Raw genomic sequence first — 17,354 nt, forward strand, 5'->3', positions numbered from 1 at the left:
GGAACGCTTCCCAAGGGGGGCCGCTCGCGCATGATCCACGGGGTCAACGGCCTTGATGTCCATATTCTCGAGGCCGGTTACGAAAACCCCGGCCGGCCCCTCGCGCTGCTTCTGCACGGCTTTCCAGATCTGGCTTACGGCTGGCGACATCTGATTCCGGTTCTGGCTGACGCGGGGTACCATGTCGTGGCGCCCGATCAGCGGGGTTTTGGCCGCACCACAGGTTGGATGAACGGCTATGACACCCCGCTCGCGCCCTTCAGCCTCTTGAACATGACGCGCGACGCGCTCGGGCTGGTTTCGGCGCTGGGGTATCGGCGCACGACGATGCTTGTCGGGCACGACTTCGGTTCGCCCGTGGCCGCCTATTGTGCGCTCGCTCGACCTGACGTTTTTCCATCGGTGGTGCTGATGAGCGCGCCGTTCCCTGGCCCGCCGGCATTTCCGTTCAACACCGCGGAAAGCGAGGCATCGTCGCCGGTCCAATCGAACACTGACAATCAAAGGTTGGCGGCCGCGCTGGCCGCGCTCGATCCGCCCAGAGAGTATTATCAGCAATATTTGAGCACGCGGAAGGCCAATGATGACATGTGGCGTCCCCCTCAAGGTCTGCACGCGTTTCTTCGCGCATTTTTCTACGTCAAGAGCGCCGACTGGCCGGGAAACAAGCCGCATCCGCTGCAGGCGCGAACCGCCATGGAGCTTGCAAAAATGCCCACCTACTATGTCATGGATCTCGGCAAGACGATGCCCGAGACTGTCGCTCCATTCCAGCCTTCCGCCGCCGAGGTCCAAACCTGCAAATGGCTCACCGAGCCGGAACTTGACATATACACGGAGGAATATGGCCGCACCGGATTTCAGGGCGCGCTGCAGACTTATCGCGTCTATTCCGATCCTGACCTGAATGCCGAGTTGCGCCTGTTTTCGGGCAGGACGATCGATGTCCCGTCACTCTTCGTGGGCGGGAAGAGCGATTGGGGCACCTACGCAGCGCCGGGCGCGCTCGATATCATGAGGACAATGGCAGCGACGAAGATGGCTGGCATCGAGCTGATCGACGGCGCCGGTCACTGGATCCAGCAGGAGCAGCCGGGCCGGTTGAGCGAGCTGCTGCTCGCCTTCATGAAGGAGGCGGGTGGGGCGGATCACCCCAGTGATTTCGGACTTGGCGGTCATTAGTCTGCCCCCCAATTGACGGGAAGATCACAGAGCGGTTTTATGGCCGGCGAGAAGCGATCCGCAGGCCTAGCAGCGGCCATCCGGATCATAGTCGGCGAGGCTCGGAGATCAGGGACGGACCTTACCGATTGGAAGAGCACCGTCCAATGGTCTCATATGGGCTGTCGTTGTGACGCATGCGCCGGAGGTCAACTAAAAGGATCTCACAGTCCACTCACAAGATTTTTATAAATTAGGCTACGCTAATTCGGCGCTCGCTATTTTCTTCCCGTTTCCAGTTCCTATCTCGCGCTTGCGAGATGATCGCGCATTCCAACCCGCCGGGCATGGGTACGCCCCCTGCCTGCCGTCCGGCCCATTACAAGGACTCGACAATGGGTGATTTGCTTAAAGGGATCTCCAGCTTTCGCGGTGCCGTCTTTCCCGACCATCAGGCACTTTATCGCAAGCTGGCGGAGGAGGGGCAGCAGCCGCAAGCGCTGATGATTTCCTGCGCCGACAGCCGGGTCATGCCTGAAACGATCACGCAATCCGGCCCCGGCGAACTCTTCGTTTGCCGCAATGCCGGAAACATCGTTCCTCCCTTTTCCACGGCGAATGGCGGTGTGTCCTCGGCAATAGAATATGCGGTCGTAGCACTCGGCGTTCGTGATATCATCGTCTGCGGGCATTCCGATTGCGGTGCGATGAAAGGGCTTTGCCATCCTGATCTTTTGAAACCGATGCCGAATGTCGCCGCCTGGCTGAAGCACAGTCATGCCGCCCATTCGATCGTCTGCGAAGCCTACCCCGCCGACCTGTCCGAGCGTCAAAGGGTTCGCGCCATCGCGATGGAAAACGTCGTCGTTCAGCTCGACCACTTGCGCACGCATCCTTCCGTCGCCGCCAAGCTTGCGATCAACGACATCACACTGCATGGATGGTTCTTCGATATCGAGACGGGGGAGGTGCTCGTCTATGACGGTACGGCCGCTCGCTTCACGGAAATCCTTGAGGACAGGCCTTTGCCTGTCGCGGTTAAGGGTCGTGGTCGTCCGCATGTGATCCCGCAAGCTGCGGAGTAGGCCGATGATGTCAAGCTCTGCTCTTTCACGCGACCTCGCGTCCTCGCTCGTCGTATTCCTCGTCGCCATACCGCTCTGCCTCGGCATTGCCGTGGCTTCAGGCGTTCCGGTGGCGATGGGCCTCATTTCAGGCATTGTCGGCGGCATCGTCGTCGGCCTTTTGGCGGGATCTCCGCTTCAGGTATCAGGGCCGGCCGCTGGCCTTGCCGTGATCGTCTTCGGTTTCGTCGAGCAATATGGCATCGACATGCTCGGGCCGGTTCTCATCGTTGCGGGTTTACTGCAGGTCCTTGCCGGATTCCTGAAGATCGGCTCGTGGTTCCGGGCGATTTCACCCGCGGTCGTCCACGGCATGCTCGCCGGGATCGGCATCCTCATCATTCTTGGCCAGATCCATGTGCTGATGGGGGCAAGACCGGCTGCCGGAGGCATCGAGAACGTCACCGCCATGGAGCAAACCTTTGCTCGCGTATGGGGCGCGGGGCTGACGCGTGAAGCAGTCGCTCTCCTCGTGGGGCTGATTTCCTTGCTGGCCATGATCGCCTGGGAGAAATTCAGGCCGAAGCAACTGATGCTGATACCCGGTGCCCTGGTGGGGGTTGCGGCCGGTACGATATTGACGGTTGGCATGCAGCTGCCAATCGCAAGAGTGGAGGTGCCGTCCTCCCTTATCGAAAGCATTACACTGCCGACGCTGGATGGCTTTGCCAGGATGGTTGAGCCCGGCATCATCGTGACGACGCTGGTCATCGCGGTGATCGCCAGTGCGGAAACGCTGCTCTCATCCGCCGCCGTCGATCGCATGCATGATGGCGTGCGGACCCGCTTCAACAAGGAGCTGTTTGCGCAGGGTATCGGCAACGGGCTTTGCGGTCTGCTTGGTGCGCTGCCCATCACCGGTGTCATCGTCAGGTCGTCCGCCAATATTCAGGCGGGCGCACGCTCGCGGGCGTCGGCCGTGCTGCATGGCGTTTGGATCCTCGGACTGGTGGCGTTTCTGCCGGAGCTGCTCGCGATGGTGCCGCTGACGGCGCTTGCCGCGGTGCTGCTGGTGACAGGATGGCGGCTGATCAGTCTTCATCATGTCCGGCATCTCTTCGATCATCACGGCTGGGTCCCTGTCGGGATCTGGACCGCGACGGTCGCGATGGTGGTGCTTCAGGACCTGCTTGTGGGCGTGGCACTCGGTCTTGCGCTGTCCATATTGGAAATCCTTCCATATCTGCGTCGCAAGCTCGCCATCGACAGATTGGAAGAGGATGAAACCATCCATCTCGACCTCGTGGGCGTGGCGACATGCAAGGACGTTCCCGCCCTGCTCAACATGCTGGAAACGCTTCCCGAGGGTCGCAAGATCAGGATTGCCGGCACGCGCCTGCACTACCTTGATCATACAAGCGCCGAAACCCTGCGCGAATGGCTGAAACGGCAGAAGAAATCCGGGCGTCTGGTGGAAATCGAGCATCCACCGGTCGGCCGCCATCGGCGGCTGACGCCAATCTTTGAAACGCTAGCGCGGGAGGTTGCCTGATCGGTGAAGAACTCACCGGCTACCTCGCGATAATATGCTTGCCCCGCTTGTCGGGGCAAGACCAACAGCAAAACATACAAATGCCCGTCGAGGGAGATGCGAGAAAGAGCTAAATCTAGTATCGGTAGTGATTTGAAATATACAATCTTAAATTGCATCAGATAGATTCATTGTGGAACATAAGCTGAGGTGGCGAGCCCTGTCTTTTGGGGCAAGACGCATTTCATCAAGCCGCGGCTTTCGAGAAAGGCGTGACTTTGCCCATCGAAGCTAGGGATCAAACACCCAATCCTCAGTAGGCGGCGAGCAAGTTCGATCCGAAATCGGGCTCGACGCCGAGCAGCGGCGCGGCGTGGCTGATGATATCGTGGACCATGGGGGCCGCCGTTTCTGCAGCGAGGTTCAGGTTGTGAACACCCGTCAGCGGCTGGTCGATGAAGGCCAGCACCACATATTTCGGATTATCCATGGGAAATGCCGCCAGGAACGAATTGAAGCTGAGTTTGTGCGAGTAAACGCCGTGAATGACCTTGTTTGCGGTGCCCGTCTTCCCGCCGACATGATAGCCGGGGACGTCGGCGGCTCTGCCGGTGCCCTGTTCGCCGTTCAGACGGAAAAGGTAGCGGATCGTGTCGCTGGTGCTCTTCTTGACGATCATCGTCTCGGTCTTTTCCGCTTCTTCCTGCGTGCGCGGAAGGAAGGAAGGCTCGATCAGCTTGCCGCCATCAATGAGGGCTGCGCCAGCGACGGCCGTCTGCATCGGCGTAGTGGCGACGCCGTGGCCGAAGGCGATGGTGATAGAATTGAGCTTCTTCCAAACCTTTGGCTGGCTGGGCGCCTTCACCTCGGGCAGTTCGGTCTGCATCTTCGTCAACAGCCCGAAGCGGGTCAGATAGCTCTTCTGGATGGTCATGCCCACCTTATCCATCATCTTGGCCGTGCCGATGTTGGACGAATAGCGGAAGATTTCCGGGATCGACAGGACACGCCGCGGCACGTCGCGGTCGTCATGGATGGTAAAGCCGCCATAATGCAGGGGAGAGCTGGCGTCGAAGGTATCCGTCAGCTTGACCATGCCCGTGTCGATGGCCATTGCGATCGAGAAGGTCTTGAACACCGAGCCCATCTCGTCGGTGCCGTTCGACATGCGGTTCAGCCAGCCTTTGACATCAGCCTGCGGATCGTTCGGATCGAAATCGGGAGCCGAGGCCATGGCCAGCACTTCGCCGGTATGGATGTCGAGGATGACGGCGCCAGCCGCCTGACTCTGATATCGGCCGATTGCATCCGACACCACGTCATGCACAACGTTCTGAACACGAAGATCGATCGAAAGCCGTACCGGCTCCAATTGGTCGCGGCTCGTCAGGCCCGTGGAAGCGAGATCCGACAGGCCCTGCATGTCGAGATATTTCTCCATGCCGGCGACGCCGTGATTGTCGATATCGACATAGCCGAGAATATGTGCGGCTGTTCGCCCGCCCGGATAGAAACGCTTGACCTCAGGCCGAAAGCCGATCGCCGGAATGCCGAGCGCCAGGATCTCGCTCTGTTCCTTCGGCGTCAGCTGCCGGCGCAGCCAGGCAAAATGCGAGCGGCGGTCGGAAAGCTTTTTATAAAGTGATTTTCGGTCGATATCGGGAAAGATCGAGGCGATTTTTTCCACTGCCTCGTCCGGATCGATCACGCGGTTGGGCTCGGCAAACATCGAGACTGTGCGAATATCGGTTGCGAGCAATTCGCCGTTTCTGTCGACGATATCCGGGCGCGCGGCGCTGACATGATCCGGCGGAATCGCCGACGTGTCGGTCCGCGGCTCCATATCGAAATAGGTAAGCCTGGCAAAGATCGCCACATAACAGACGAACAGCCCACCCGCCAGCATCATGATGCGAGCTTTGGCGAGTTTGGCTTTGCCCGTTGCGCGTACAGGCGGGCGCTCTCGTCCGCCCGGACCAAAGGTGATTCTGATGAGGCGACCGCTATTTGCGCCGAGGGCGTGGATGATCGACATGAACGATTTATTCGCAAAACAGGGGAAGGCGGACGTGCCTCTGGATCAACAATCTCTAAGCTCAAGATGGTTAACAGGGACCTAATTATAAGTTTTTCTTACTAACGTTGTGTTTGAGGCGCGCCTCGCGCTCTGCGCGTATTGCGGTTGCGGGCGAGATAGCCCTGCCCGACCATGTCCGCGCCAGAGATGTGGTTCAGAGCGCGAGCTGCTCGGCATCCTGAGATCGAACCAGAGCTTCGAGTTCCTCATAAAGCGATTCCGCAAAACTGCGCAGCACAGTCAGCTCGAAATCGTTCATGCCGATGCGCGCAAGCTGCACAGAGATATGACCGAAAAGCGTCATGGCACTGCGCCCCTCGGGGAAGCTCGATGGATGCAGATCGACGGCCGTACCTTTGTTGAGTATCCGGGGCGCGTCCTGGCCCGAAACCAGGATGCGGATACGGCCGTGGCTTTGGTCGCAGATGAAGGCGCGGCCGGCCAGGACATCGGCGATAGCCTGCCTTTGAGATTGAACGAGCTGCTCGTTACCGGCGATGAACCATTGCCGGTATCCCGCCGGGCGTACGGAACTCCGCTTGAGGCCGGCCACAGGAAGATGGGCCAAAAGCTCTTCGCTCGTGGTTGCGCCCAGCACATGCAGGAGATGCCCCTCGGGCAGGGCTTCAAGCCGGATGGTCTCGCTTTGCAGGACGGTCTTTCCGGCAAGGACCGGCTTTGATATCGGCAAATCAGGCATGGAGTTTCTCATTCTGCGGGTCGAGGAAGACCGGGCTGCAGATCATTGCATCCGTGTATTCGTTTCTAAGCCCGTTCCAGACGACGACCTTCTCGCCGATGCGCTCCGCTCCATTCTTGATGAGAGCGAGCCCGATCGTATGGCCGAGGCTGGGGGAAAAGGCGCTCGATGTCACATAGCCTTGGTCGTTTTCGAGTGTCGCCGCCGCACCGTCCGCAAGGATATGGGCGCCGGTACGGAAGCTTGTTGCCGGGTCCACCGGTTTGACACCGACGAGGCGAAGCCGATCGGCGGCCTGGAGACCCTCGCGCGCGAGCATCGCCTTGCCGATGAAATCAGGCTTCGCCGCCGAAACCATGCGGGCAAAGCCAAGATCGCCTGGCGTTACCGTGCCGTTGATCTCGGCATGGGTGACATGACCCTTCTCGATACGCATGACGCCAAGCGCCTCGGCGCCATAGGCGCAAATTTCATGTTTTTGACCCGCCTCCATGATGGCGTCGGCGACGAATTCGCCATAGGCCGCCGGCACGGCGAGCTCGTAGGCGAGCTCCCCGGAAAAAGATATGCGGAAGAGGCGACCCTCAAGCTTGCCGCCGAACAATGAGACCGCGCGCGCGCTCATGAACGGGAAGGCGGTGTTGGAAATATCCTCGTCGACGATTTCGGAGAGGATCAACCGCGACTTGGGTCCGGCGACCGCCATCTGCGCCCATTGATCGGTTGACGACGCGAAACAGACCTCCAGCTCGGGCCAGAGCGTCTGGGCACAGAACTCCAGGTGGGTGAGCACGCCGGCGGCAAGCGCTGTCGTTGTGGTCATGAAAAAATGGTCTTCGCTCAACCGGCTGGTGGTGCCGTCATCATAGATCATGCCGTCTTCGCGCAGCATGATGCCGTAGCGCGCCTTGCCGACGGAAAGCTTGGCGAAACCGTTGCAATAGATACGGTCGAGGAAAGTGGCGGCATCCTTGCCGAAGATCTCGATCTTGCCGAGTGTGGAGACATCGCAGATGCCGGCATTTTTTCGGATGTTCAGCACTTCGCGATCGACGCTTTCGCGCCAGGTTTTTTCACCCTCGCGCGGAAACCAGGAGGAGCGATACCAAAGGCCAGTCTCCACGAAGATCGCGCCATTCTTCTTTGCCCACTGGTGTAAAGGGGATTTGCGCGCGGGCTGGAAGTGCTTGCCGCGCGAGGCGCCCGTCAGCGCCCCGAAAGTGACCGGCGTATAGAAGGGACGAAACGTCGTGGTGCCGACCGCGGCCGGCGATACACCGCGGGCCTCGGCGAGTATGCCAATGGCGTTGACATTGGAGAGCTTGCCCTGATCGGTCGCCATGCCGTTGGTCGTATAGCGCTTGGCAAGCTCGACATCGCCATAGCCTTCACGAACGGCAAGGCCGAGATCCTTGAGGTGCACGTCGTTTTGATAGTCGACGAAGGCCTTGCCCTTGCCACCTTTGACAAACCAGAGCGGCTTGGCAGCAGGCGGTACTTCCTCCATTGACGCAAAGGCCGGGACGATCTTGCCAAGGCCGATTGCTTCCAGCGCCTCGGCGGCTTTCATTGCCCCGTCGCCAAGGCAGCTATCGGTGGAGGCAAGGCCGGCTGCGGAGCCGGCAATCAGCAAGCCATCCTGTCTTTCAGGGGCCAGGAAGGCTGCACACTTTTCCGACCAGGTCGGCTTTGCACCGCGATGGCAGGCGAGGTGAATGATCGGGCTCCAGCCGCCGGACATGGCAAGCGCGTCGGCTTCGATTTCCCGGCTACCGGAGGAGCTCGCCACGGTCACACGGCGCAGCTGCTTGCCGCCATGCGCGTCAATGACGCGAGCGCCGGTCAAGACTTGTGCCTTGCCGTTCCAGAGATCGTTGCCATCGGCGCGACTATCGACGATGGCGGCAACCTCGACGCCCGCTGCCTCGAGCTCGGCGGCGGTGCGGTAGCCGGAACTGTTGGTCGTGAAGACTATCGTGCGCTTGCCAGGCGCAACCGCCTGCCGATTCAGATAGCTGCGCATTGCGCCTGATATCATCACGCCCGGAATGTCGTTGCCGCCGAAGACGATTGGGCGCTCTTCCGCTCCGGTCGCGAGGATCGCCTGCTTGGCGATGATGCGCCACAGGCGCTCGACCGGCCGTCGCGGATCAGACGTCGCCACATGCTTCTGAACGCGTTCGACCGCCCCGAAGACATTGTCGTCGTACCAGCCGATAACTGTCGTTCGCGGCAGGCACTGCACGTTCGACAGGCTTTCGAGCTCATTGATCATGCTTTCGAACGTCGGATTCTTCTCTGCGAGCAAACCGCCGCCGAGGGCGAAGCCTTCGTCTGCAAGAACCACCCGCGCTCCGGCGCGTCCCGCCGTCAGCGCCGCGGCAAGACCTGTGGGTCCGGCGCCGATCACGAGCAGATCGCAATGCGCCCAGCATTTTTCATAGGAATCGGGATCCAGCTCATAGGATGCCTTGCCGAGACCGGCGGCCTTGCGGATCAGCGGTTCGTAGACCTTCTCCCAGAAGGCGGCGGGCCACATGAAGGTCTTGTAGTAGAAGCCGGCGCTGAGGAAAGGCGACAACAAGCCGTTGACGGCGCCGATATCGAAGCCGAGCGACGGCCAGCGATTCTGACTGCGCGCCGTGAGCCCATCGTAAAGCTCGATCATCGTGGCACGGGTATTGGCTTCAGTTCGTCCGCCCGTGCCGGTCGTGACAAGGGCATTGGGTTCGGCGGCACCCGCCGTCAAGATGCCGCGCGGGCGATGATATTTGAAGCTGCGGCCGACAAGCTGGATACCATTGGCGAGCAGGGCGGAGGCAAGCGTGTCGCCGGGATGGCCCGTCAGATCCCGGCCGTCGAAGCTGAAGGCGAGGGTCTTCGAACGATCGATCAGGCCGCCGGAGGAAAGACGATAGCTGCTCATGCGCCGCCCCCAAGCTTGGCAAGTGCCGCGTCGCTGACGCCATGGACCTTGTGGGTAACAGTGTCGCGCTCGACGATCAGCCAGCGGCGGCAACCGGATGAGTGATGCCAATACTCCTTGTGAAGCCCCTTCGGATTGTCGCGCAGATAGACGTAATCGTACCAGTCTTCCGCGCCGGCGTCGGCTTTCGGGCGGCTGAGGTTCGCATCGCCCTTGATGGTGAACTCTTCCTTGGGCCGGGCGCCGCAGTGAGGGCAGGAAATCAGGCTTGCCATGTCGTCATGTCCTCAATGCAGGTTCGGCTGGGCGCCGACGCCTTTTTCATCGATCTGATAGCCGCGCCGAAAGCGATCGAGGCGCAACTGCATTGCTGTCTCATGCGGCTCGTTGCGGGCGATCAGATGCGCGTAGCAATAGCCCGACGCCGGCGTGGCCTTGAAACCACCGTAGCACCAGCCGGCGTTCAGATAGAGGTTGTCGATATGCGTCCGGTCGATGATTGGAGAGCCATCCATGCTCATGTCCATGACGCCACCCCATGTGCGCAGGTAGCGCACGCGCGTCAGCGCCGGGATCATCGCCACACCGGCTTCGGCGACATGTTCGACGGTCGCGAGATTGCCGCGCTGGGCGTAGGAATTGTATCCGTCGATATCGCCGCCGAAGACGAGACCGCCCTTGTCGGACTGCGAGACATAGAAATGGCCGGCGCCGAAGGTGACGACGCAATCGATGAACGGCTTCAGGCCTTCCGAGACGAAGGCCTGCAGCACATGGCTCTCGATCGGCAAGCGCAAACCCGCCATGTCGGCGACCACCGTGGAATTGCCCGCGGCCGCGAGCGCCAGCTTGCCGCAACCGATGTAGCCCTTCGTGGTCTCGACGCCAAGGACCCGGCCATTGTCGGAACGAATACCAGTCACTTCGCAGCCGGTGATGATGTCGACGCCACGGCTGTCGGCGCCGCGGGCATAGCCCCAGGCGACTGCGTCATGGCGCACCGTGCCGCCGCGCGCCTGCAACAGGCCACCCATGATCGGGAAGCGGGCGTTTTCGAAATCCAGGAAGGGCAGCTTTTTGCGAACAGCTTCGCGATCGAGCAATTCCGCGTCGACGCCGTGCAGGCGCATGGCGTTGCCGCGACGGGTATAGGCGTCGCGTTGAGCATCCGAATGAAATAGATTGAGAACGCCGCGCTGCGAGACCATGGCGTTGAAATTGAAATCCTGCTCCAGCCCTTCCCAGAGCTTCATCGAGAGCTCGTAGAACGGATTGTTGCCGGGCAGCAGGTAGTTCGAGCGGATGATCGTCGTATTGCGGCCGATATTACCCGAGCCGAGATAGCCCTTTTCCAGAACGGCGACGTTGGTGATGCCGAAGGTCTTGGCCAGATAATAGGCGGTTGCCAGCCCATGACCGCCGCCACCGACGATGATGACGTCATAATGCGGTTTCGGTTGTGGCTGGCGCCAGGCGGGCGCCCAGCCGGTGTTGCCGCGAAGACCGTTGAGGAAAACAGAGAAAGCCGAATAGCGCATGGTTCGATCCGCTGTGAATGCGCTCATGATGACAGAGTGGCAAATGCCGACTTGCCCAATTAGGACCTCTTTCGATAGAAAAGGGACATGGCGCCAATCGATGCAAGAAATAGTCAGTCCATCGGCTTCGTCCTGATCCCGGGATTCGCGCTGATGTCCTATGCTTCCGCGAGCGAGCCGTTGCGCGCCGCGAATCTTTTGGCCGGACGTGAAATCTATCGATTGTCGATTTTTTCGCCGGATGGCATCCCGGCGGTATCCTCTGGTGGTGTACCGGTGCCGGCCGACCCTCTCCCGGGTCGCGGATCCGAGCTCGGCACGGTCTTCGTCTGCGCCGGCGGCTCGCCGCGCGATTGGCACTACCCTTCGGTTCTCGCCTGCCTCCGCCAGCTCGCACGCGAGGGCGTGCGCATCGGTGGCATCTCCGGTGGCCCCTATCTGCTTGCCGCCGCCGGGCTTTTGGCCGAGCGCGATTTCACCATTCATTGGGAGCATGCGCCGGCCCTGCTCGAAGCCTTTCCAGCACTTGCGCCGCGCCAGGCACGCTTCGTCATCGATGGCAATCGCATCACCTGCGGCGGTGGCATCGCGCCGCTAGACATGATGCATGTGCTAATATCTGAGCACATGGGCGCCGATTTCGCCCGGCGCGTCAGCGACTGGTATCTGCACACCGAAGTCGGCGAGCCAGCGGCGCCGCAACGTGGTTCGCTCGCAGAACGCTACGGCGTTCACCATCCGGGCCTGCTCAGCGTTCTTGCAAAAATGGAGGAAACGATCGAGATGCCGCTCGACCGTACGGCCATGGCGCGCATTGCAGGTGTCACGCAGCGTCATCTTGACCGGCTGTTTGCTAGTCATCTCGGCTCGACATTCCTAGATCAATATCGGCTGATACGCCTGCGGCATGCCCGGCGGCTTCTGGAGCAAAGTCCGCTTTCGATTTCCGAAATCGCCATCGCCACCGGCTTTTCCAGCGGCGCGCATTTCTCCAGAGCCTATCGCTCGCTTTATGGCATGGCACCCAGCGAAACCCGCCGCGTTTGATTTTCGTCGCAGTTGAGAAAATTTCACTGGGAAGATAGAGTTCTTCCCAGCAGGCCCTGCCGACAAAAAAGGATACAGAATGAAAACCAAGGCAGACACGATATCGGCCGACGACCAATCCCATGCTGGACGCTCGGCCTTCTCCCAAAACCCGCATGCGGTTCGCGAGCCGAAGGAAAACAATCTCGAAATGGCGATCGGCCACGAAGTTCGCGCCTATCGCAAGAAGCTCGGCATCACCGTGACGGATCTCGCCGCCGCGACGGGGATCTCGCTCGGCATGCTGTCGAAGATCGAGAACGGCAATATCTCGCCGTCGTTGACGACGCTGCAATCGCTGTCGCGTGCGCTCGGCGTGCCCTTGACCGCCTTCTTCCGTCGCTATGAGGAGCCGCGCAACGCCGTCTTCGTCAAGGCGGGCCAGGGTGTCGAGCTGGAACGCCGTGGCACGCGCGCGGGCCATCAATATAATCTCCTTGGCCATATCGACAACAATTCCAGCGGCGTCATCGTCGAGCCCTATCTCATCACGCTGACGGCGGATTCCGACGTCTTCCCGACGTTCCAGCATGAGGGAATGGAGTTCCTCTATATGCTCGAGGGCGAGGTCATGTACCGCCATGGGGACCAGCTTTACCCCATGCAGCCCGGCGATAGCCTCTTCTTCGATGCGGATGCTCCGCATGGCCCGGAGGTGCTGGTGAAACTGCCGGCAAAATACCTTTCGATCATTAGTTACCCACAGCGAGGCAAGACCGACTGACTTGCCTTAAAAGAAAAAATTATTCTTTTGAGTTGAAAAATCGCAACGGACCTGATAGCCATTTTTGCAGATGCGAAAACGGAGGCTTTGGGCATGTGCGGAATTGTCGGTCTTTTCTTGAAGGATAAGGCGCTGGAGCCGAAACTCGGCGCGCTTCTGTCTTCCATGTTGATCACGATGACCGATCGCGGACCTGACAGTGCGGGTATCGCGATCTACGGCAACGATAATGGCAGCTCGGCCAAGATTACCGTTCAGTCACCTGATCCGGTCAAGGATTTCGACGGATTGGAATATGAGCTGAGGCGGGCGCTCGACATTCCCGTGGCCGTGGCGGTCAAGAGCACGCATGCCGTCATCACCCTTGCCAAGGACAAGCTTGAAGAGGGCAGGGTGGCTCTGGCGGGTCTGCGCCCGAATATCCGGGTCATGAGCAGCGGCGATACCGTCGAGATCTACAAGGAGGTCGGCCTGCCGAAGGATGTGGTCTCGCGCTTCGGCGTCACCGCCATGTCAGGCACGCACGGCATCGGCCATACGCGCATGGCGACGGAATCGGCCGTCACGACGCTCGGCGCTCATCCCTTCTCCACTGGCTCGGACCAGTGCCTGGTTCACAACGGTTCGCTATCGAACCACAACAACCTGCGGCGCGAGCTGAAGCGCGAGGGCATGACCTTCGAGACGGAAAACGATACCGAGGTCGCGGCCGCCTATCTGACGGCCGAGATGGCCAAGGGCAAGGATCTCGGGGCGGCGCTCGAAAGCGCGGTCGACGATCTCGACGGCTTCTTCACCTTCGTCGTCGGCACCAAGTCCGGCTTCGGCGTCGTTCGCGACCCCATCGCCTGCAAGCCGGCAGTTATGGCCGAGACGGACCAGTATGTCGCCTTCGGCTCCGAATATCGCGCGCTCGTCAGTCTTCCGGGCATCGAGGATGCCCGCATTTGGGAGCCGGAGCCGGCGACCGTCTATTTCTGGGATCACGAAAAGGCTGCCTGATCAGAAGCGCCGCAATCGAGAGAGATCTTACATGCCAGTTTTCGACCTATCCGTCACGCCGCTGCGCGAACTCAATAGCGCCCTTCATGGCCTCGCAGCCGGCACCAACGATACAGCTTTCGAAGTCGTCAATCCGCGCGGCCATCATGCTGTTGCCGCAGGTATCGACGCGCCCGTTACTGTCGATATCAAGGGCTCCGTCGGCTATTACTGCGCCGGCATGAATGATGGCGGCAACGTCACCATCCACGGTTCGGCCGGCCCAGGCGTTGCGGAAAACATGATGTCCGGCACCGTCGTCATCGAAGGCGATGCCAGCCAGTATGCCGGGGCGACCGGGCAGGGTGGCCTGCTTGTCATCAAGGGCAATGCCGCCTCGCGCTGCGGCATCTCGATGAAGGGCATTGATATCGTCGTCTACGGCAATATCGGCCATATGTCGGCCTTCATGGGACAGTCAGGCCATCTGGTCGTGCTCGGTGACGCCGGCGATGCGCTGGGGGACAGCCTCTACGAGGCCAAGCTCTTCGTCCGCGGTTCGGTGAAAAGCCTCGGCTCCGATTGCATCGAAAAGGAGATGCGCCCGGAACACCTGCAGAAGCTCTCCGAGCTTCTGGAAAAGGCCGGCGTGCGCGGCGTCAGGCCGGAGGAATTCAAGCGCTATGGATCGGCGCGCAAGCTCTATAATTTCAATATCGACAATGCCGACGCGTACTAAGGCGAAGGGGACCTCATGAGCTACCACAATCCGCACACGCCGCCTCGCAAGTCCGCTACCTTCGACGATCATACGCTCGCCGAAATCCGCCGCGCGGCGGCGACAGGCATTTACGATATTCGCGGCGCCGGCACCAAGCGCAAGGTGCCGCATTTCGATGATCTACTGTTCCTCGGCGCGTCGATATCGCGCTATCCGCTCGAAGGCTATCGCGAGAAGTGCGATACGACCGTCGTCCTCGGCAGCCGTTTCGCCAAGAAGCCGATCACGCTGAAGACCCCGATCACTATTGCCGGCATGAGCTTCGGCGCGCTTTCCGGCAATGCCAAGGAAGCACTTGGCCGCGGCGCTACGATCGCAGGCACGTCGACGACGACAGGCGACGGCGGCATGACGGACGAGGAGCGCGGCCATTCGCAGACGCTGGTCTATCAGTACCTCCCGTCGCGCTACGGTATGAACCCTAGGGATCTGCGCCGCGCCGATGCGATCGAAGTCGTTGTGGGCCAAGGCGCCAAGCCCGGCGGCGGCGGCATGCTGCTCGGCCAGAAGATTTCCGATCGCGTCGCCAATATGCGCAATCTTCCGAAGGGCATCGATCAGCGTTCGGCCTGCCGCCATCCGGATTGGACCGGTCCGGACGATCTCGAAATCAAGATCATGGAGCTGCGCGAGATCACCGATTGGGAAAAGCCGATCTACGTGAAGGTCGGCGGTGCGCGCCCCTATTACGATACGGCTCTTGCGGTCAAGGCCGGTGCCGACGTCGTCGTGCTTGACGGCATGCAGGGCGGCACCGCTGCGACGCAGGATGTCTTCATCGAGAATGTCGGCATGCCGACGCTTGCCTGTATCCGCCCCGCAGTCCAGGCACTGCAGGATCTCGGCATGCATCGCAAGGTGCAGCTGATCATTTCAGGCGGCATTCGTTCTGGTGCCGATGTGGCCAAGGCCTTGGCGCTTGGTGCGGATGCAGTTGCCATCGGTACGGCGGCGCTGGTTGCGATCGGCGACAACGATCCCAAATGGGAAGAAGAATATCAGAAGCTCGGCACGACGGCTGGCGCCTATGACGACTGGCACGAGGGCAAGGACCCAGCCGGTATCACGACCCAGGATCCTGAGCTCGCAAGCCGGCTCGACCCCATTGCAGCCGGCCGGCGCCTTGCCAATTATCTCAAGGTGATGACGCTGGAAGCGCAGACGATCGCGCGTGCTTGCGGCAAGAATCACCTGCACAACCTGGAGCCGGAGGATCTCTGTGCGCTGACGATGGAGGCCGCCGCCATGGCGCAGATTCCGCTCGCCGGCACCAATTGGTACCCGGGCAAGGGAGGCTTTTAAAATACCGGCCGGACCGAGAGGTCCGGCCGCTGCATGCATCATCGAAGTGTCTCGAAGAAATCCAAAGGGGAACGAGAATGACACTGGATCTTGCTGCCTTTGCAAAGGACAAAGGCATCAAATATTTCATGATCAGTTATACGGATCTTTTTTCCGGCCAGCGTGCCAAGCTGGTGCCGGCGCAGGCGATTGCCGGGATGCAGGAGGAGGGTGCCGGCTTTGCCGGTTTTGCCACCTGGCTCGACATGACGCCCGCCCATCCCGATCTTTTTGCCGTACCCGATGCCTCCTCCGTTATCCAGCTCCCGTGGAAGAAGGATGTTGCCTGGGTCGCGGCCGATTGCATGATGGAGGGTGAGCTGGTCGCCCAGGCGCCGCGCAACGTGCTGAAGAAGCTCGTGAAGGAAGCGGAAGCCGCGGGCAAGCGCGTCAAGACCGGCGTCGAGGCCGAATTCTTCCTGATCACCGCCGATGGCGCCAAGATATCGGATGAATACGACACGGCTGAAAAGCCTTGCTATGACCAGCAGGCTGTCATGCGGCGATATGACGTCATCTCCGAGATCTGCGACTATATGCTGGAGCTTGGCTGGGGCGCCTATCAGAACGACCATGAGGATGCCAACGGCCAGTTCGAGATGAACTGGGAATTCGACGACGCCCTGAAGACGGCGGACAAGCACTCCTTCTTCAAATTCATGGTCAAATCGATCGCCGAAAAGCATGGCCTCAGGGCGACATTCATGCCGAAGCCTTTCAAGGGGCTGACGGGCAACGGCTGCCATTGCCATATTTCCGTATGGAGTAATGATGGCAGGACCAATGTCTTTGCCGACAGGGAGGCCGCATTCGGCTTGTCGGCCGAGGGCAAGCATTTCCTCGGTGGCATCATGAAGCATGCCTCGTCGCTGGCGGCCATCACCAATCCCACCGTTAATTCCTACAAGCGCATCAATGCGCCGCGCACCACGTCGGGTGCCACCTGGTCTCCCAATACCGTGACATGGACCGGCAACAACCGCACCCATATGGTGCGCGTGCCTGGTCCCGGCCGCTTTGAGCTGCGCCTGCCCGATGGTGCCGTCAATCCCTACCTGCTGCAGGCCGTCATCATCGCTGCCGGCCTCGATGGCCTACGCAGCATGGCCGATCCCGGGCCTCATCACGATATCGACATGTATGCGGAGGGTCATCTCGTGAAGAATGCGCCGCGACTGCCGCTCAATCTGCTCGATGCGCTGCGTGCCTATGACGAGGACGAGGGGCTGAAGCAGGCGATCGGTTCGGAATTCTCCGAAGCCTATCTGAAGCTCAAGCATCAGGAGTGGAACGCCTACTGCTCGCACTTCACGCAGTGGGAGCGCGACAGCACGCTCGATATCTGAGTGCGTGGCGGCAAGATGCCCTTCAGGGCTCAGGCGCCGGGGTGCATTCCCCCGGCGCGAGGGCGGAATTTTGGCTGCGGACGGCGGAGGAAGATCAG

At 60.6% G+C, this 17,354-nt stretch carries 14 protein-coding genes; 9 read left to right on the forward strand and 5 right to left on the reverse strand.

All coding sequences use genetic code 11. The annotated features are described in order from the left end of the window. Positions 1-30 precede the first annotated feature (30 nt). From GDN47_RS23925 to GDN47_RS23935, 3 genes are all read left to right on the forward strand, one after another. On the forward strand, positions 31-1,182 hold the full coding sequence (locus GDN47_RS23925; RefSeq protein WP_152094408.1) for an alpha/beta fold hydrolase: 1,152 nt from the start codon (positions 31-33) through the stop codon (positions 1,180-1,182). Positions 1,183-1,556: 374 nt separating this feature from the next. Next, positions 1,557-2,246 (forward strand): carbonic anhydrase, encoded by a 690-nt coding sequence (locus GDN47_RS23930; RefSeq protein WP_113395667.1) that lies wholly within the window; start codon positions 1,557-1,559, stop codon positions 2,244-2,246. Positions 2,247-2,250: 4 nt separating this feature from the next. Continuing rightward, the gene (locus GDN47_RS23935) at positions 2,251-3,777 is read left to right on the forward strand and encodes a SulP family inorganic anion transporter (protein WP_145635821.1); all 1,527 of its coding nucleotides are present in this window, start codon (positions 2,251-2,253) and stop codon (positions 3,775-3,777) included. A 292-nt stretch (positions 3,778-4,069) separates the two neighbouring features. Here GDN47_RS23935 and GDN47_RS23940 read toward each other — a convergent pair whose 3' ends face one another. The 5 genes from GDN47_RS23940 to GDN47_RS23960 all read right to left on the reverse strand — a co-directional run bounded on the left by GDN47_RS23940 (position 4,070) and on the right by GDN47_RS23960 (position 10,997). After that, positions 4,070-5,791, reverse strand: a complete 1,722-nt coding sequence (locus GDN47_RS23940) for a peptidoglycan D,D-transpeptidase FtsI family protein (RefSeq protein WP_145635818.1) — start codon at positions 5,789-5,791, stop codon at positions 4,070-4,072. Positions 5,792-5,987: 196 nt separating this feature from the next. Further along, positions 5,988-6,533, reverse strand: a complete 546-nt coding sequence (locus GDN47_RS23945) for a sarcosine oxidase subunit gamma family protein (protein WP_145635815.1) — start codon at positions 6,531-6,533, stop codon at positions 5,988-5,990. Further along, entirely contained in the window at positions 6,526-9,459 is a 2,934-nt protein-coding gene (locus GDN47_RS23950) for a sarcosine oxidase subunit alpha family protein (protein ID WP_152094399.1), read from the reverse strand. Before GDN47_RS23950 ends, GDN47_RS23945 begins: the two co-directional genes overlap by 8 nt. Next, entirely contained in the window at positions 9,456-9,734 is a 279-nt protein-coding gene (locus GDN47_RS23955) for a sarcosine oxidase subunit delta (RefSeq protein WP_113391140.1), read from the reverse strand. Before GDN47_RS23955 ends, GDN47_RS23950 begins: the two co-directional genes overlap by 4 nt. Before the next feature lie 12 nt (positions 9,735-9,746). Next, positions 9,747-10,997, reverse strand: a complete 1,251-nt coding sequence (locus GDN47_RS23960) for a sarcosine oxidase subunit beta family protein (RefSeq protein WP_113352093.1) — start codon at positions 10,995-10,997, stop codon at positions 9,747-9,749. 87 nt (positions 10,998-11,084) lie between these two features. Between GDN47_RS23960 and GDN47_RS23965 the strand changes: the two genes are divergently transcribed. The 6 genes from GDN47_RS23965 to glnT all read left to right on the forward strand — a co-directional run bounded on the left by GDN47_RS23965 (position 11,085) and on the right by glnT (position 17,256). Continuing rightward, positions 11,085-12,044, forward strand: coding sequence for a GlxA family transcriptional regulator (locus GDN47_RS23965; protein ID WP_152094400.1), 960 nt, complete (start codon positions 11,085-11,087; stop codon positions 12,042-12,044). Positions 12,045-12,123: 79 nt separating this feature from the next. Further along, entirely contained in the window at positions 12,124-12,807 is a 684-nt protein-coding gene (locus GDN47_RS23970; protein ID WP_113352091.1) for a helix-turn-helix domain-containing protein, read from the forward strand. 93 nt (positions 12,808-12,900) lie between these two features. Continuing rightward, positions 12,901-13,809, forward strand: coding sequence for a class II glutamine amidotransferase (locus GDN47_RS23975; RefSeq protein ID WP_113352090.1), 909 nt, complete (start codon positions 12,901-12,903; stop codon positions 13,807-13,809). A gap of 31 nt (positions 13,810-13,840) precedes the next feature. After that, entirely contained in the window at positions 13,841-14,527 is a 687-nt protein-coding gene (locus GDN47_RS23980; protein ID WP_112724649.1) for a GltB/FmdC/FwdC-like GXGXG domain-containing protein, read from the forward strand. 15 nt (positions 14,528-14,542) lie between these two features. Further along, positions 14,543-15,871: an FMN-binding glutamate synthase family protein gene (locus tag GDN47_RS23985; protein ID WP_112724650.1), complete on the forward strand. Its 1,329-nt coding sequence runs from the start codon at positions 14,543-14,545 to the stop codon at positions 15,869-15,871. 77 nt (positions 15,872-15,948) lie between these two features. Next, positions 15,949-17,256: a type III glutamate--ammonia ligase gene (gene glnT / locus GDN47_RS23990; protein ID WP_113352089.1), complete on the forward strand. Its 1,308-nt coding sequence runs from the start codon at positions 15,949-15,951 to the stop codon at positions 17,254-17,256. Positions 17,257-17,354 lie beyond the last annotated feature (98 nt).

The organism is Martinezella dioscoreae (assembly GCF_009176305.1).
GTDB classification, from domain to species: domain Bacteria; phylum Pseudomonadota; class Alphaproteobacteria; order Rhizobiales; family Rhizobiaceae; genus Rhizobium; species Rhizobium dioscoreae.

Coding starts and splice junctions, on each gene's coding strand:
- GDN47_RS23940 (WP_145635818.1), bottom strand. CDS start 5,791: ATGTCGATCATCCACGCCCTCGGCGCAAATAGCGGTCGCCTCATCAGA.
- GDN47_RS23930 (WP_113395667.1), top strand. CDS start 1,557: ATGGGTGATTTGCTTAAAGGGATCTCCAGCTTTCGCGGTGCCGTCTTT.
- GDN47_RS23935 (WP_145635821.1), top strand. CDS start 2,251: ATGATGTCAAGCTCTGCTCTTTCACGCGACCTCGCGTCCTCGCTCGTC.
- GDN47_RS23945 (WP_145635815.1), bottom strand. CDS start 6,533: ATGCCTGATTTGCCGATATCAAAGCCGGTCCTTGCCGGAAAGACCGTC.
- GDN47_RS23965 (WP_152094400.1), top strand. CDS start 11,085: ATGGCGCCAATCGATGCAAGAAATAGTCAGTCCATCGGCTTCGTCCTG.
- GDN47_RS23970 (WP_113352091.1), top strand. CDS start 12,124: ATGAAAACCAAGGCAGACACGATATCGGCCGACGACCAATCCCATGCT.
- GDN47_RS23975 (WP_113352090.1), top strand. CDS start 12,901: ATGTGCGGAATTGTCGGTCTTTTCTTGAAGGATAAGGCGCTGGAGCCG.
- GDN47_RS23985 (WP_112724650.1), top strand. CDS start 14,543: ATGAGCTACCACAATCCGCACACGCCGCCTCGCAAGTCCGCTACCTTC.
- glnT (WP_113352089.1), top strand. CDS start 15,949: ATGACACTGGATCTTGCTGCCTTTGCAAAGGACAAAGGCATCAAATAT.
- GDN47_RS23925 (WP_152094408.1), top strand. CDS start 31: ATGATCCACGGGGTCAACGGCCTTGATGTCCATATTCTCGAGGCCGGT.
- GDN47_RS23955 (WP_113391140.1), bottom strand. CDS start 9,734: ATGGCAAGCCTGATTTCCTGCCCTCACTGCGGCGCCCGGCCCAAGGAA.
- GDN47_RS23980 (WP_112724649.1), top strand. CDS start 13,841: ATGCCAGTTTTCGACCTATCCGTCACGCCGCTGCGCGAACTCAATAGC.
- GDN47_RS23960 (WP_113352093.1), bottom strand. CDS start 10,997: ATGCGCTATTCGGCTTTCTCTGTTTTCCTCAACGGTCTTCGCGGCAAC.
- GDN47_RS23950 (WP_152094399.1), bottom strand. CDS start 9,459: ATGAGCAGCTATCGTCTTTCCTCCGGCGGCCTGATCGATCGTTCGAAG.